Source organism: Xanthomonas nasturtii, assembly GCF_001660815.1.
Lineage (GTDB): Bacteria > Pseudomonadota > Gammaproteobacteria > Xanthomonadales > Xanthomonadaceae > Xanthomonas > Xanthomonas nasturtii.
Window position 1 is genome coordinate 132,453 of record NZ_LYMI01000067.1, and the last position, 14,485, is coordinate 146,937.

Genomic DNA, 14,485 nt, shown 5'->3' on the forward strand with positions numbered 1-14,485 from the left:
CCACCCCTGGCGGGGCACCTTCTCCCTCATAAAGGAGGACAATGTCCCGATGGTAGGGGTGTTGCGTTGGCTTTATCAAACGCTTTGCGAGTTAGCGCTTGGCTTTGCCGAACGCCTCGCGAAAACGCAGCATCTCCGCTTCGGTGCCCACGCTGACACGCACGCGCTTGGGCCAGATCGGCCAGCTGCGGCCGACGATGACGCCCTGCTTCTGCATCGAATCGGCGAACACGCCCGCATCGCGTTTGACGTCCAGCAGGAAGCAGTTGGCTTGCGAGGGCAGGCAGGTGTAACCCTTGCCCTTGAGCCAGGTGATGGTTTCGTCGCGCACGCGGGCGTTGTCTGCGCGGCGGGTCTGCACCAGCAGTGGGTCGCGCAGGCTGGCGATGCCGGCGGCCATCGCCGGCACCGACAACGGGTTGCTGCCTAACGCGGCAAGTCTGGTCTGCAGGCCCGGCGGGGCCAGGGCGGCGCCCAGACGCAGGCCGGCCATGCCGTAGAGCTTGGAGAAGCTGCGCAGCACGATCAGGTCCTGGCGCTGCCGCACCAGATCGGCCACCGAGGGCTCGTTGCTGTAATGGATATACGCCTCGTCGACCACCAGCACCGCGCTAGCAGGCTTGTTGGCCAGCAGCCACTCGATCTCGGCGCGCGGGGTGATGGAACCGGTCGCGTTGCCGGGGTTGCAAACATAGATCAGGCCTGCGGTCGGGTCGGTCTTGGCCATCGCCTTGACGTCGTGTGCGCCATCGGCACGCAGCGGCACCTTGCGCACGGCCACGCCGCGGGCAGTGGCGCTTTCGATCAGCGGTTCGAAGCTAGGGTCGGCCACCACCAGCCCGGCGCGCGCGGAGGTGAACAGATTGCTGGCGCGATTCAATGCATCCCTGGAACCGGGAAACAACGACAGATGATCGTTGGGCAGCTGCAGCTCGCCGGTCATCAGGTTGCGCAGATCCTGCTCCAGCTCGAACAGGTAGCGGCCCGAGCGCGCCAGCGCACGCGTGGCAGCGTCAACCGCCGCCGGGGCAGGCCCGAGCGGGTGCTCGTTGAGGTTGAGGTACACGGTGCCGGCCGCGGCGGCCACGCCCGGCGTTGCCGGCGCCGCGGTGCGCTTGCGGGCCGCCTCGGCCGCGGGTGCCAGCCCCAGTGCGGAAACCGCCACGCCGGTGGTGGCGAGGCTGAGAAACGAGCGGCGCGAGACGGGCAACGACACGGGTGAACTCCAGAAGCGGCGGGCAACGAGGGCGCCACGCTAGCCGGTTTGGGCGTGTCTGCCTATCGGTAAATACCCGCAGGGTCGGTCGTGCCGGCGCGCGCTGCAATCAGGTGGTAGCGACGGTGGTGTTTCCAGCGTTTGCGCACACAGGCCAGGTAACCGCCGGGCTCGCTTTCCAGCAGTATTTGCAGCTGCTGAAGCACCTGCTTTGCTCCGAGGCAGACACGTGGCAAGGTGTGGTTTAAGCATCACCAACGCGGCGGATGCCGCCAATGCCAACGCCTTCATCCATCGATCGATCCGCGCGACCGAAGGCGCTTGTGCCAACGCTTGGCATCGGCATGGCCCGTTAGAATGAGCGGCCCAGAGCCAGCCCAGCGATCGTATGACTGTCAGCCCGGATCCCGCGCAGCGCATCGATGCCCTGCGCCGTCGCATCGAAGACGCCAACTACCGTTATCACGTGCTCGACGAGCCGCAGATGGCCGACGTCGATTACGACCGTCTGATGCGCGAGCTGGAGGCGCTGGAAGCGGCGCATCCGCAGCTGGCATCGGCCGATTCTCCGACCCAGCGTGTCGGCCATCTGGCCGCGTCGCGGTTTGCCGAAGTGCGCCATGCCTTGCCGATGTTGTCGTTGGGCAATGCCTTCAGCGATGAGGAAGTGGGTGAGTTCGTGCGGCGCATCAGCGAGCGCCTGGAAATCAAACAGCCGGTCTTTTCGGCCGAGCCCAAACTCGACGGTCTGGCGATCAGCCTGCGCTACGAAAACGGCGAGTTCGTGCAGGGTGCCACGCGCGGCGATGGCGCCACCGGCGAGGATGTCAGCGCCAATCTGCGCACCGTCAAGGCGATTCCGCTACGCCTGCGCGGCGAAGGCTGGCCACAGGTGCTGGAAGTGCGCGGCGAGGTCTACATGCCGCGCGCCGCCTTCGAAACCTACAACGCACAGATGCGCGCGCAGGGCGGCAAGGTGCTGGCCAACCCGCGCAATGGCGCGGCCGGCTCGCTGCGCCAGCTGGACGCGCGCATCACTGCGCAGCGCCCGCTGAGTTTCTTTGCCTACGGCGTGGGCGAGGTGAGCGAAGGCGCATTGCCGCAGACGCATTCGGCAATCCTGGCGCAGCTGCGCGCGTGGGGCTTTCCGGTCAGCGCGCTGGTCGAAGTGGTGCAGGGCAGCGACGGCCTGTTGGCATATTACCAACGCATCGGCGAAGCGCGCGATGGATTGCCCTTCGATATCGATGGCGTGGTCTACAAGCTCGACGATCTGGCCGGGCAACGCGAGATGGGATTCGTGTCGCGCGCACCGCGTTGGGCGATTGCACACAAGTTCCCGGCGCAGGAGCAGTCCACCACGGTGGAAGCGATCGAGATCCAGATCGGCCGCACCGGTGCGGCCACGCCGGTCGCACGCTTGAAGCCGGTGCATGTGGCCGGGGTGGTCGTCACCAATGCCACGCTGCACAACGCCGACCAGATCGCGCGGCTGGATGTGCGGGTGGGCGACACGGTGATCGTGCGCCGCGCCGGCGATGTGATCCCGGAGGTGGCCGCGGTGGTGGCCGATCAGCGCCCGCCCGGCACCCAGCCATGGCGCATGCCCACGCAGTGCCCGGTGTGCGGTTCGGAGATCGTGCGCGAAGAAGGCCAGGCGGTGTGGCGCTGTTCCGGTGAATTGACCTGCCCGGCGCAGCGCAAGGAAGCCTTCCGGCATTTCGTCTCGCGGCGCGCGATGGATGTCGATGGCCTGGGCGAAAAATTCATCGAAGTGCTGGTCGACAGTGGCCTGGTGCAGGGCGTTGCCGATCTGTATCTGCTTACCGTCGATCAGCTGCTGCAACTGCGCCTGATCAGCACCGCCGAGAGCCCGCATGGCTTCCTGCGTGAGGCGCGCGAGCATCTGGCCAGCGGTGCGTATGCGCAACTGGAAACCAGTGTGGTCGGCATTGGCGTGGACCTGGCCGGCGAGCGCGAGGTGCCGCAGACCTGGCAGGCCGATCTGCTGCGCGCAGGCCTGCCGAGGTTCGACTGGAACCGCAAGAAGATCGCCACCAAGTGGGCCGAGAACCTGATCGAGGCGATCGAAACATCGCGCGATACCACGCTGGAGCGCTTCCTGTTTGCGCTGGGCATCGAGCATGTGGGCGAAAGCACGGCCAAGGCGTTGTCGGCCTGGTTCGGCGATCTGGAATTGATCCGCCATCTGCCGTGGCCGTTGTTCAAGCGCGTGCCGGATATCGGTGGCGAAGTGGCGCGTTCGCTCGGGCACTTCCTCGACCAGCCCGGCAATCAGCAGGCCATCGACGATCTGCTGCAGCGTGGCGTACGGATCGGCGATGCGCATCCGCCATCGCCCAGGCTGCGCGAGGCATTGAGTTTCGCCAGCGTGCTGGAAGACATGGACATCCCCAAGGTGACGCCGGTGCGCGCGCAACAGCTCGCCGCTGCGGTGGAATCGTTCGCCGCATTGCGCACCGCAGGCGCCGATGCCTTGCAACAGGCCGGCGTTCCCGCGCCCGTGGTGGCCGCGTTGCTGCAATGGCTGGATCGCCCGGAAAACGCCGCGTTGGCCAGCGCAGCGCAACAGGCGATGGAAACGGTGCTGGCGCGCCTGCCGGAAGCCGATGCGCTGCAGACCGGCCCGCTCGATGGCCAGACGGTGGTCATCACCGGCACCCTGGCTGCGCTGACACGCGATGCCGCCAAGCAGCGGCTCGAAGCATTGGGCGCGAAGGTCGCCGGCAGCGTCTCCAAGAAGACCGCGTTCCTGGTGGCCGGCGAAGAAGCCGGCTCCAAGCTCGACAAGGCGCAATCGCTGGGCGTGGATATCTGGGACGAAGCACGTTTGCTGGCCTTCCTGGGCGAACACGGCCAACAACCATGAGCGCAGCGCAGGTCGATCTGGCTGCGCTGCAGTTGCGTGCGCGGCTCAATGCCACGATTCGCGACTTCTTCGCCGGACGCGGCGTGCTGGAAGTGGAAACGCCGGTGCTGTCCGAAGCCGGCAATACCGAGCCGAACATTGAGAGTTTCAGCACCCGCTTCAGCGGCCATGTCGATGCCGGCGTGCCGCTGCGCTGGTTGCGCACCTCGCCGGAATATCCGCTCAAACGCCTGCTTGCCGCAGGTGTGGGCGATTGCTACGAACTGGGCCGGGTGTTTCGCAATGGCGAGGCCGGCGGCCGCCACAACCCCGAATTCAGCATGCTCGAATGGTATCGGGTGGGCTGGAACGAACGCAGCCTTGCGCAGGAAACCATCGAACTGGTGCGTCGCGCGCTGGCGCTGGTCGGGCGCGAGGTCACGGTGCAGGTGCTGACCTATCGCGCGCTGTTCGTGCAGACGCTGGGCATCGACCCGCTGCGCGACCCGCTCGAAACGCTACGCGCCGCGCTGCATGACGTGGCCATCGATCCCGCCGGCCTGACCCGCGACGATTGGCTGGACCTGCTGCTGACCCATCGCATCCAGCCGGGCTTTGCCAGCGACACATTGACGGTCGTGCACGACTGGCCGGCCAGCCAATGCGCGCTGGCGCGTGTGCGCCACGACGACCCACCGGTGGCCGAGCGTTTCGAGCTGTATCTGGGCAGCTTCGAGGTGGCCAACGGCTACCACGAACTGAACGATGCGCAGGAGCAGCGTGCGCGCTTCGAACGCGACAACGCCGTGCGTGCGGCGCGCGGATTGCCGCAGCTGCCGTTGGATGAACGCCTGCTTGCAGTGTTGTCGCAGTTGCCGGACTGCGCCGGTGTGGCGGTGGGCGTGGATCGCCTGCTGATGGCCTTGCGCGGCACCACGCAGATTGCCGACGTGCTGGCCTTCGACTTTGCCCGCGCCTGAAGTCGCGGCGCAGCAGCCACTGCGCCAGACGACCAAGGCGCTGCCACAACGCGGGTGCGGCACGGCAGATGTCCGCGCCAGACCGGGCCGGCACACAACAGATCGGGCCTGTCTGGCACATCCTGCACAAATCAGGCGGCTCGCGGTTGCCTCGTAATAGCAAGCGCGCCACGCTGCCACGCCGTTGTCACCTGCGCCGTATTGCTATCTTCACATCGATGATGCTCTCATCTTCACGTCCACGGGGGCGCGACGTAGAACGTTTCGGGGTGAGGATTGTCGGCATGAAGTGGCTGATCAGCTTATGCGGTTTGTGGTGCTTGCCGCTGCTGATGCTCGTCGATGCGCGCGCTTCCGAGCGCGCGGCCGGTGTGGTGCGCTGCGAGTCCAAGGACATGGCGCGCGTGCACTGCGCGATGGACATCGCCAATGGCGTGCAACTGGTGCGCCAGCTCTCCGAGACCAGCTGTATCCGCGGCAGCGAATGGGACGTCGAAGACGATGGCGTGTGGGTGGAACAAGGCTGCCGCGCCGAATTCGCAGCGTCCCGCGTGCAGACCGCAACGGTGATGCGCCGCGTGGTGCGCTGCGATTCCAATGGCGGCAAAGTGGCATGCCCGGTGGTGCTGCGTGGCGCGCCGGTGCGGCTGCTGCGGCAACGTTCGATGTGGCCGTGCAAGGAGGGCCGTACCTGGGGCGTTCGCCGTAACGAGATCTGGGTGTCGCGTGGATGCGATGGCGAATTCGAAGTGGGTGCCGAAGACGGCTCTGGCTTCGTGACGGTGCCGCGCATGGTCACCTGCGAATCCAAAAAAAGCGCGCGCCGCACCTGCGGGGTGTCGGTGGAGCGCGCTGTGCGCCTGGGCCGGCAGATGTCCAGAACGCCGTGCGTGGAAGGCCAGACCTGGGGCTGGAGCCGCGACGGGGTGTGGGTGAACGACGGCTGCCGGGCCGAGTTCATCGTCGACTGAGCGGCTGACCGGGCCGCTGCGCTACCGCGTGTCGGTCGATTGCCGGGCGGAGGATTCAGGTCTTCGCCGCGAGGCGGTTGCTCAGCGGTTTGGCTGCCGGGCCCTTGCCCGCCCACTGTCGCGGAACACGCTGCGAGTACGTCCTTTTTGCTGCAGGGCCCTTGCCCGCCCACCATCGCAGGACACGCCGTGAATCCGTCCATGGAGGCTCTGGCGCGGCATCCATGCCGCTCAAGGTCCCGCGACGGTGAGCGGGCAAGGACCAGTCAAGTTGGTCGGTGCGCAGAGTCTTCAAAGAGCGATTAGCTAACTTGCGACGCTATGTACTCGCTCTTCAACAAACCACCAGCCAACTGTCTGGTGCGGTGTCCTTACCGATTGCGGGACCGTTGGCGGCATGGATGCCGCCACCGAGCCCCCATGGACGGATTAACGGCGTGTCCCGCAAGCGGTGAGGGCACCGCGCCCCGACTAACCAGGCGTTTGCTGGTGCTTGAGGACTGCGAGCTGAGCATTGAAGGTCCACTGACTGCACCGCCCCCGCGCCTTACAATGGACGCATGAACGACAGCGCCCATATCGATTACGCCCGCTACGACCACATCCGGCCACTCCTGTGGACCGGCGATGCCCTGGAATTGCTCGACCAACGCAAGCTGCCCTTCGTGGTGGAACATGTGCGTTGCGACACCAGCGACGCGGTGGCCGAGGCGATTCATTCGCTGGCCGTGCGCGGTGCGCCGGCGATCGGCATTGCGGCCGGGTGGGGCGTGGTGCTGGCCGCACGCGATGTCGTTGCAGACGACGGCAGCGCCGCGCTGCAGAAACTCGAGCCGGCGTTGCTGCGGCTCAATGCGGCGCGCCCGACCGCGGTCAACCTGGCCTGGGCGCTGATGCGCATGCGCCGGGTGCTGGGCGCGGCCGGCGCCGACTGGCGCGAGGTGATCGCGCGCGAGGCGCAGGCCATCGCCGATGAGGATCTGGCCGCCAACCGCCACATGGGCGCGCTCGGCGCCGGGCTGATCGCCCCGGGCAGCGGCGTGCTGACCCATTGCAACACCGGCTCGCTGGCCACCGCCGGCTTCGGCACGGCGCTGGGTGTGATCCGCGCCGGCATGGCGCAACAGCGCATTGCCAAGGTGTTTGCCGGCGAAACCCGGCCGTGGCTGCAGGGCGCACGCCTGACCGTGTGGGAATTGCAGCAGGACGGTATCGACGCCACCTTGATCGCCGATTCGGCCGCCGCGCATCTGATGAAGTCCGGGCTGGTGCAGTGGGTGATCGTCGGCGCTGACCGCATCTGCGCCAATGGCGACACTGCCAACAAGATCGGCACCTATCAGCTGGCGATCGCTGCGCGCCACCACGGCGTCAAGTTCATGGTGGTGGCGCCGTCGTCCACGGTGGATATGGCCACTGCCAGTGGCGATCAGATCGAGATCGAACAGCGCGATCCGGGCGAATTGTTCGGCGTAGGCGGGGTCAGGACGGTGGCCGACGGCATCCACGCCTGGAACCCGGTGTTCGACGTCACCCCCGGCGATCTGATCGATGCGATCGTTACCGAACGCGGTGTGATCGCGCAGCCGGACCTGGCGCGGATGCAGGCGGCGTTCGGCAACTGAGCCCGGCACCGCGCCGGCAGGCTGCCAACGCCGCGCAAACTCCCTGCAAGTGCTTGTTTCTGGCTGGTAAACCGGAGCCATCGGGGTGGCCTGCCGTGGTACAATCCGGTGCTTGAATCGATCGGCGGGAGCGTGGGGCCGGCAGCCTGTGACTAAGGCGCCCCCGACGCGGCTTTCCGGCTCGCCCGCCACCTCACTTACGGAACCCGAATGGCAGAAACCGCCAAGGAAATCATCCAGGTCAACCTGGAAGACGAGATGCGCAAGAGCTATCTCGATTACGCGATGAGCGTGATCGTGGGCCGCGCACTCCCCGATGCCCGTGACGGCCTCAAGCCTGTGCACCGACGCGTGTTGTTCGCGATGCACGAGCTGGGCGCACACAGCAACAAGGCCTACTTCAAGTCGGCGCGTATCGTCGGCGACGTCATCGGTAAATACCACCCGCATGGCGACCAGTCGGTGTACGACACGCTGGTGCGCATGGCGCAGCCATTCTCGCTGCGTTACATGATGGTGGACGGCCAGGGTAACTTCGGTTCGGTCGACGGCGACTCTGCTGCGGCGATGCGTTACACCGAGTCGCGCATGTCGCGGCTGGCGCATGAGCTGATGGCCGACATCGACAAGGAAACCGTCGATTTCCAGCCCAATTACGATGAAAAGGAACAGGAACCGACGGTCATGCCGACCCGGTTCCCGAGCCTGTTGGTCAATGGTTCGGCCGGTATCGCGGTGGGTATGGCCACCAACATCCCGCCGCATAACCTGACCGAGGCGATCAACGCCTGCATCGCGCTGATCGACACCCCGACGCTGGATGTCGAAGGCCTGATGGAATACATCCCGGGCCCGGATTTCCCCACCGCGGGCATCATCAACGGCACCGCCGGCATTGCCGCCGGTTATCGCACCGGCCGTGGCCGCGTGCGCATTCGTGCCAAAGCCGATGTGGAAGTGGCCGACAATGGCCGCGAGGCGATCGTCGTCACCGAGATCCCGTATCAGGTGAACAAGGCGAGGCTGATCGAAAAGATCGCCGAGCTGGTCAAGGAAAAGAAGCTCGAAGGCATCAGCGAGCTGCGCGATGAGTCCGACAAGGACGGCATGCGCATCTACATCGAAATCAAGCGCGGCGAGTCTGCCGAGGTTGTGCTCAACAACCTGTATCAGCAGACCCAGATGGAGTCGGTGTTCGGCATCAACATGGTGGCGCTGATCGACGGCCGCCCGCAATTGATGAACCTCAAGCAGATGCTGGAGGCGTTCATCCGCCACCGCCGCGAGGTGGTCACCCGCCGCACCATCTTTGAGCTGCGCAAGGCGCGTGCGCGTGCGCACGTGCTGGAAGGCCTGACCGTTGCGTTGGCCAACATCGATGAAATGATCGAGTTGATCAAGACCTCGGCCAACCCGCAGGAAGCGCGCGAGCGCATGCTGGCCAAGACCTGGCAACCGGGTCTGGTCGGCGCGCTGCTGGGTGCGGCCGGTGCCGAAGCGTCCAAGCCGGAAGATCTGCCGCCGGGCGTGGGCCTGATCAAGGGCTTCTACCAGCTCAGCGAAGTGCAGGCCTCGCAGATCCTGGAAATGCGTCTGCATCGCCTGACCGGGTTGGAACAGGAAAAGCTGACCGACGAGTACAAGCAGTTGCTCGGCGTCATCGAAGGCCTGATCCGCATCCTGGAAAACCCCGACGTGCTGCTGCAGGTGATCCGCGACGAGCTGATCAATATCCGCGAAGAATACGGCGACGAACGCCGCACCGAAATCCGTCACAGCGAAGAAGATCTGGACATTCTGGATCTGATCGCGCCGGAAGACGTGGTGGTGACGCTGTCGCACGCCGGCTATGCCAAGCGCCAGCCGGTGAGTGCGTATCGCGCGCAGCGCCGTGGTGGCCGTGGCCGTTCTGCCGCAGCGACCAAGGAAGAAGATTTCATCGACCAGCTGTGGCTGGTCAACACGCACGACACGCTGCTGACCTTCACCAGCAGCGGCAAGGTGTTCTGGTTGCCGGTGCATCAGCTGCCGGAAGCCGGCTCCAATGCGCGTGGCCGCCCGATCATCAACTGGATTCCGCTGGAAGCCGGCGAGCGTGTGCAGGCGGTGCTGCCGGTGCGCGAATACGTCGATAACCGCTACGTGTTCTTCGCCACCCGCAACGGCACGGTCAAGAAGACGCCGCTGAGCGAATTCGCCTTCCGTCTGGCGCGCGGCAAGATCGCGATCAACCTGGACGAGGGTGATGCGCTGGTCGGTGTGGCCTTGACCGATGGCGACCGCGATGTGTTGCTGTTTGCCTCCAACGGCAAGACCGTGCGCTTTGGCGAATCCACCGTGCGTTCGATGGGCCGCACCGCCACCGGCGTGCGCGGTATTCGCCTGACCAAGGGCGAAGAGGTGGTCAGCCTGATCGTTTCCGAGCGTGCCGGCGGTGTCGAAGAAGAGATCGAAGACGACGGTGTCGATGAGGTTGTCGAAACCACCGAGGGCGCCGAGGCCGCGCTGATCGATATCGCCGATGATGGCAATGCGGCCTACATCCTGACCGCCACCGAAAACGGCTACGGCAAGCGCACCCCGCTGGCCGAGTACCCGCGCAAGGGGCGTGGCACCCAGGGCGTGATCGGTATCCAGACCACCGAGCGCAACGGCAAGCTGGTGCGTGCGGTGCTGTTGGGTGCCACCGACGAAGTGCTGTTGATTTCCGATGGCGGCACGCTGGTACGCACCCGCGGTTCGGAAATCTCGCGCGTGGGCCGCAATACCCAGGGCGTCACGCTGATCCGTTTGTCCAAGGGTGAAAAGTTGCAGGCAGTGGAACGCCTGGACGCATCGCTGGATGACGTGGACGACGTGGTGGACGAAGCGAACGCAAGCGCAAGCGAAGCGCCACCGGCGGACGCGTGATCGCAGCGCGCCAGCAACGCCGTTGACGAAAAACGCCGGTGAAAGCCGGCGTTTTTTTATGCGCGTCGTTTTTAACGCGTGGTGTTTTATTGCGGGCGCTGACATCTGCAACGCAGTGTCTTCGCGTGTCGCTGCAAAGAACGCGGATCTTTCACCGCCACAGGTCGAAGGTTGTTGGCGGTGCGGCGGCGTTGCGTCGCCGCTTACTCGAAGAGGAACAACTGATGACGATTCTGGATCGTCCTTCCGGTCGCGGCCATTGGGCGCTGGCGACTTTGGGAGGCGTGATTGCATTACTGGGCGTGGTGCTACTGGCCGGTGGCGTGTGGCTGGCCGCGTTGGGCGGCTCCTGGTACTACGCACCGGCCGGTGCAGCGATGCTGATTGCCGGTGCGCTGCTGTTTCGCTGCCGCAATGCGGGCGCCTGGTGGTTTGCCGGCGTGGTGGTGGTCTCGCTGTTGTGGACATGGTGGGAATCGGGCAGCGATTACTGGCGGTGGGTGCCGCGTCTGAGCTTGATTGTCGGCCTGGCATTCGTGCTCGCGCTGTTGCTGCCGAGATTGCAACGCCCGGTGTCGCGCGCGGTCTCGCGCAGCGTGGCCGGCGCACTGGCGGTGGTGTTCGTGGTGGCCTTCGCATTGGCCTTCATGCCGCACGGCGTCACCGAAGCCGATGGCGCGTTGGCGCATGCGGCCGGGATGCTCGGTGGTCTGGTCAAGCGCACTGGGTCTGCTTCGGTTACGGCCTCTGGCGCACAGCCGGCGAACGACCCTGCCGACGGCGATTGGGCCGCGTACGGACGCAGCCAGGCCGGCCAGCGCTATTCGCCGCTGCAGCAGATCAATCGCGACAACGTCGCGCAACTGCAGCAGGCCTGGCTCTTTCATACCGGCGATCTGCCGAGCAAGCGCTGGGGTGCAGAAACCACGCCGCTGAAGGTGGGCGACAGCCTGTATCTGTGTACTGCGCGCAACCAGGTCATTGCGCTGGATGCCGCCAGCGGCAAGCAGCGCTGGCGTTACGATCCCAAGGTCAAGGACGAGGCGATTCCGTATACCGCGGCCTGCCGTGGGGTGTCGTATTACGAAGTGCCGGCAGCTGCCAACGCTGTAGATGCTGGGGCAACGGCAACGGCAACGGCAACGGCAACGGCAACGTCGCCGGCAGCGCTGTGCCGCACGCGCGTGATCGAAGGCACGCTGGACGGCCGCTTGATTGCGCTGGATGCACGCAGCGGCACACCGTGCCCGGATTTCGGCAGCAATGGTCAGGTCGATATCACCGTCGGCATGGGGCAGACGCCGCCGGGCTATGTGTCGATCAATTCGCCACCGGCCATCGTGCGTGGCGTGGTGGTCACCGGCCATCAGGTGCTCGACGGGCAGAAGCGTTACGAGCCTTCCGGCGTGATCGAAGGCTTCGATGCAGTGACCGGCAAGTTGCGCTGGGCCTGGGACATGACGCATCCGGAATGGAACGGTGCACCGCCGCCGGGCCAGAGCTGGACGCGCGGCACGCCCAACATGTGGACCACTGCGGCCGCCGATGAGCAGCTGGGCTATGTGTATCTGCCGATGGGCAATTCCACCGCAGATTACTGGAGCAGCTCGCGCACGCCGCAGGAAAATCATTACGCGACCTCGCTGGTGGCGCTGGATGTCACCACCGGCAAGCCGGTGTGGAATTTCCAGACCACCCACATCGATGCCTGGGATTACGACCTGGGTTCGCAGCCGAGCCTGATCGATTTCCCCAAGGACGGCGTCAACGTGCCGGCGGTCTTGCTGCCGAGCAAACAGGGCGAGTTGTATGTGCTGGACCGGCGCACCGGTAAGCCGCTGGTGGGCGTGGAAGAACGTGCGGTGCCAGGTGGCGGTGTGGAGCCGCAGATGCGCGCAAAGACCCAACCGTTTTCGCTGTATCACACGCTGCGCAAGCCGGATCTGACCGAGCGCGATATGTGGGGCATGACCCCGATCGACCAGCTGATCTGCCGCATCCAGTTCCGCACCGCCAGCTACAAGGGGATTTACACGCCACCGGAAGCGGACCGGCATTCGATCGAATACCCAGGTTACAACGGCGGGTCGGATTGGGGCAGCGTGGCGGTGGACCCGCGGCGCGGTGTCATCGTTGCCAATTACAACGACATGCCCAACTACAACCTGCTGGTGCCGCGCGCCAAGGCCGACAAACTGGGCTGGGCACCGCGCGATGAAGTGCGTGGCGATGCCGGCGGTGCGGAAGGGGCAGGCGACCCGCAGGCGGGTACGCCTTACGCGATCAACGTCAACGCCGGTTGGCGGCTGCCGTTCACCAAATTGCTGTGCAAGGAACCGCCGTACGGCGGCATCCGCGCCATCGATCTGGCCAGCGGCAAAACACTCTGGGATCGTCCGTTCGGCAGTGCGCGCGGCAATGGCCCGTTCGGCATCCGCTCGGGGTTGCCCATCGAGATCGGCACGCCGAACAACGGTGGTGCGGTAGTGACGGCTGGTGGGTTGATCTTTATCGCCGCCGCCACCGACGACCTGATCCGCGCCATCGATCTGGCGACCGGCAAGGAGCTGTGGCATGCCGCGCTGCCGGCCGGCGGCCAAGCCAACCCGATGGTGTACGAATACGATGGCCGGGAATATCTGGTCATCATGGCCGGCGGGCATCACTTCATGGAAACCCCGGCAGGCGATGCGTTGATCGCCTACGCGCTACCCCAGCACTAGCGTTGGAACGTGCAAAGAAAAAACGCGCCGATAACGGCGCGTTTTTTTATGGGCGCAAGCGGCTTGAAGCCAACCAAGCACAGTGCACATCACGGCATCGAGTTAACAGCTCCCCGGCGCGCAGGCTCTTACGATTCCCGATTCCCGATTCACCCAACGTTCGCCACCAACTCATCGTCCTGCACCGCGTCGCGCACATCCTGCGCCAACGTCGCCTTGACGATGATCGAGCGGATCGCATCGGTGGCCTCGGACAGCGGCACATCGTTGCTGAGGCGCTGAAAGGTGTTGCGGCTGTTATAGCCGGAGCCGTCCTTCAGATAATGCTCGTACATCGACAGCAGGTCCTGGCAGGCGGTGATCAGGGCAGCGACATTGCCGCGCACCAGCGCATGACCCAGCTGATCGAAACTGTGCAGGCAATCGGCAAGCCAGTGCAGGTCATAGCGCGCGGTGCTCGGCTCGGGCGCGTTGTGGCCGCGGCTGTAGGCGCTATAGCGACGCAGGCTGCGCGCCACGCGCGCCACGTGCGCGAACAGCGTGCCGATCTCGTTGGCGATATCCAACTGCTGCACCATCACCATCGGAATCACCTGGCCGGCAGTGGCTGCCTGCTGCTCCGATGCGTTCTGCTCCTGCTGATCCAGCGATTGCTTCAGCACGGCGTAACTGCGCTGCAGCGATTCCAGTTCCAACGTGGTGGCGGCCGTACGCGCTTTCAGTTGCGACAGCGCCGCCTGATAGCGGCCAAGGCTGTCCTGCGTGCTGGCAAGCTCGCCGGATTCGGTGCGCAGCTGGCGGCCGCGCACGAATGCCAGTCCGGTGGCGATCAGCGCCCAGAGTGCGAATGCAGGCACCAGGTAAATCAAGATGCCCATGGAGATTCCTCAAACCGTTGCATACCTTGTCGGCCTGCAAAGCGCAGACTTGAGGGTGATTGTCGGGAATGTGACGGGGCCGCTAGATCGGCGCGTGCAGGGCAGAACAGCCACCGCAGCAACGAGCGCTTCGGCATGCCTGGGGTAAAGAGCGCTGCCAAGCCTTGGGGCAGCCGACAAAACGACTGCATTCACCGCCATGCGGGCGCGGCCGGTGCGCGGGGCGGCATGGACCACGTGTACACCCCGGTTCCTGCGCGCCGTCCGCACCCGCCTGACGACTGCTTGCCACGTTGGGTTAGCGCTCTCAGGG

8 protein-coding genes and 1 other RNA gene are annotated in these 14,485 nt (G+C 65.4%); 7 read left to right on the forward strand and 2 right to left on the reverse strand.

The window, feature by feature from the left end:
- Positions 1-91 precede the first annotated feature (91 nt).
- Entirely contained in the window at positions 92-1,216 is a 1,125-nt protein-coding gene (locus tag A7D16_RS19195) for a pyridoxal phosphate-dependent aminotransferase (RefSeq protein ID WP_064634824.1), read from the reverse strand.
- 388 nt (positions 1,217-1,604) lie between these two features.
- Between A7D16_RS19195 and ligA the strand changes: the two genes are divergently transcribed.
- From ligA to A7D16_RS19225, 6 genes are all read left to right on the forward strand, one after another.
- Positions 1,605-4,106, forward strand: coding sequence for an NAD-dependent DNA ligase LigA (gene ligA / locus A7D16_RS19200; protein WP_064634825.1), 2,502 nt, complete (start codon positions 1,605-1,607; stop codon positions 4,104-4,106).
- Positions 4,103-5,065, forward strand: a complete 963-nt coding sequence (gene epmA / locus A7D16_RS19205) for an EF-P lysine aminoacylase EpmA (RefSeq protein WP_064634826.1) — start codon at positions 4,103-4,105, stop codon at positions 5,063-5,065. The genes ligA and epmA overlap by 4 nt, the downstream gene beginning before the upstream one ends.
- 284 nt (positions 5,066-5,349) lie before the next feature.
- Complete coding sequence (locus A7D16_RS19210) at positions 5,350-6,036, forward strand: DUF3011 domain-containing protein (RefSeq protein WP_064634827.1); 687 nt, start codon at positions 5,350-5,352, stop codon at positions 6,034-6,036.
- Positions 6,037-6,596: 560 nt separating this feature from the next.
- On the forward strand, positions 6,597-7,661 hold the full coding sequence (gene mtnA / locus A7D16_RS19215; protein WP_064634828.1) for an S-methyl-5-thioribose-1-phosphate isomerase: 1,065 nt from the start codon (positions 6,597-6,599) through the stop codon (positions 7,659-7,661).
- 210 nt (positions 7,662-7,871) lie between these two features.
- Entirely contained in the window at positions 7,872-10,571 is a 2,700-nt protein-coding gene (gyrA, locus tag A7D16_RS19220; protein ID WP_064634829.1) for a DNA gyrase subunit A, read from the forward strand.
- A gap of 224 nt (positions 10,572-10,795) precedes the next feature.
- Positions 10,796-13,294, forward strand: coding sequence for a membrane-bound PQQ-dependent dehydrogenase, glucose/quinate/shikimate family (locus A7D16_RS19225; RefSeq protein WP_064634830.1), 2,499 nt, complete (start codon positions 10,796-10,798; stop codon positions 13,292-13,294).
- A 149-nt stretch (positions 13,295-13,443) separates the two neighbouring features.
- Here A7D16_RS19225 and A7D16_RS19230 read toward each other — a convergent pair whose 3' ends face one another.
- Positions 13,444-14,172: a hypothetical protein gene (locus A7D16_RS19230; protein ID WP_064634831.1), complete on the reverse strand. Its 729-nt coding sequence runs from the start codon at positions 14,170-14,172 to the stop codon at positions 13,444-13,446.
- Between the two features lie 228 nt (positions 14,173-14,400).
- Between A7D16_RS19230 and A7D16_RS19235 the strand changes: the two genes are divergently transcribed.
- A non-coding RNA gene (locus A7D16_RS19235) (sX9 sRNA) lies at positions 14,401-14,476 on the forward strand.
- Positions 14,477-14,485: the final 9 nt, after the last annotated feature.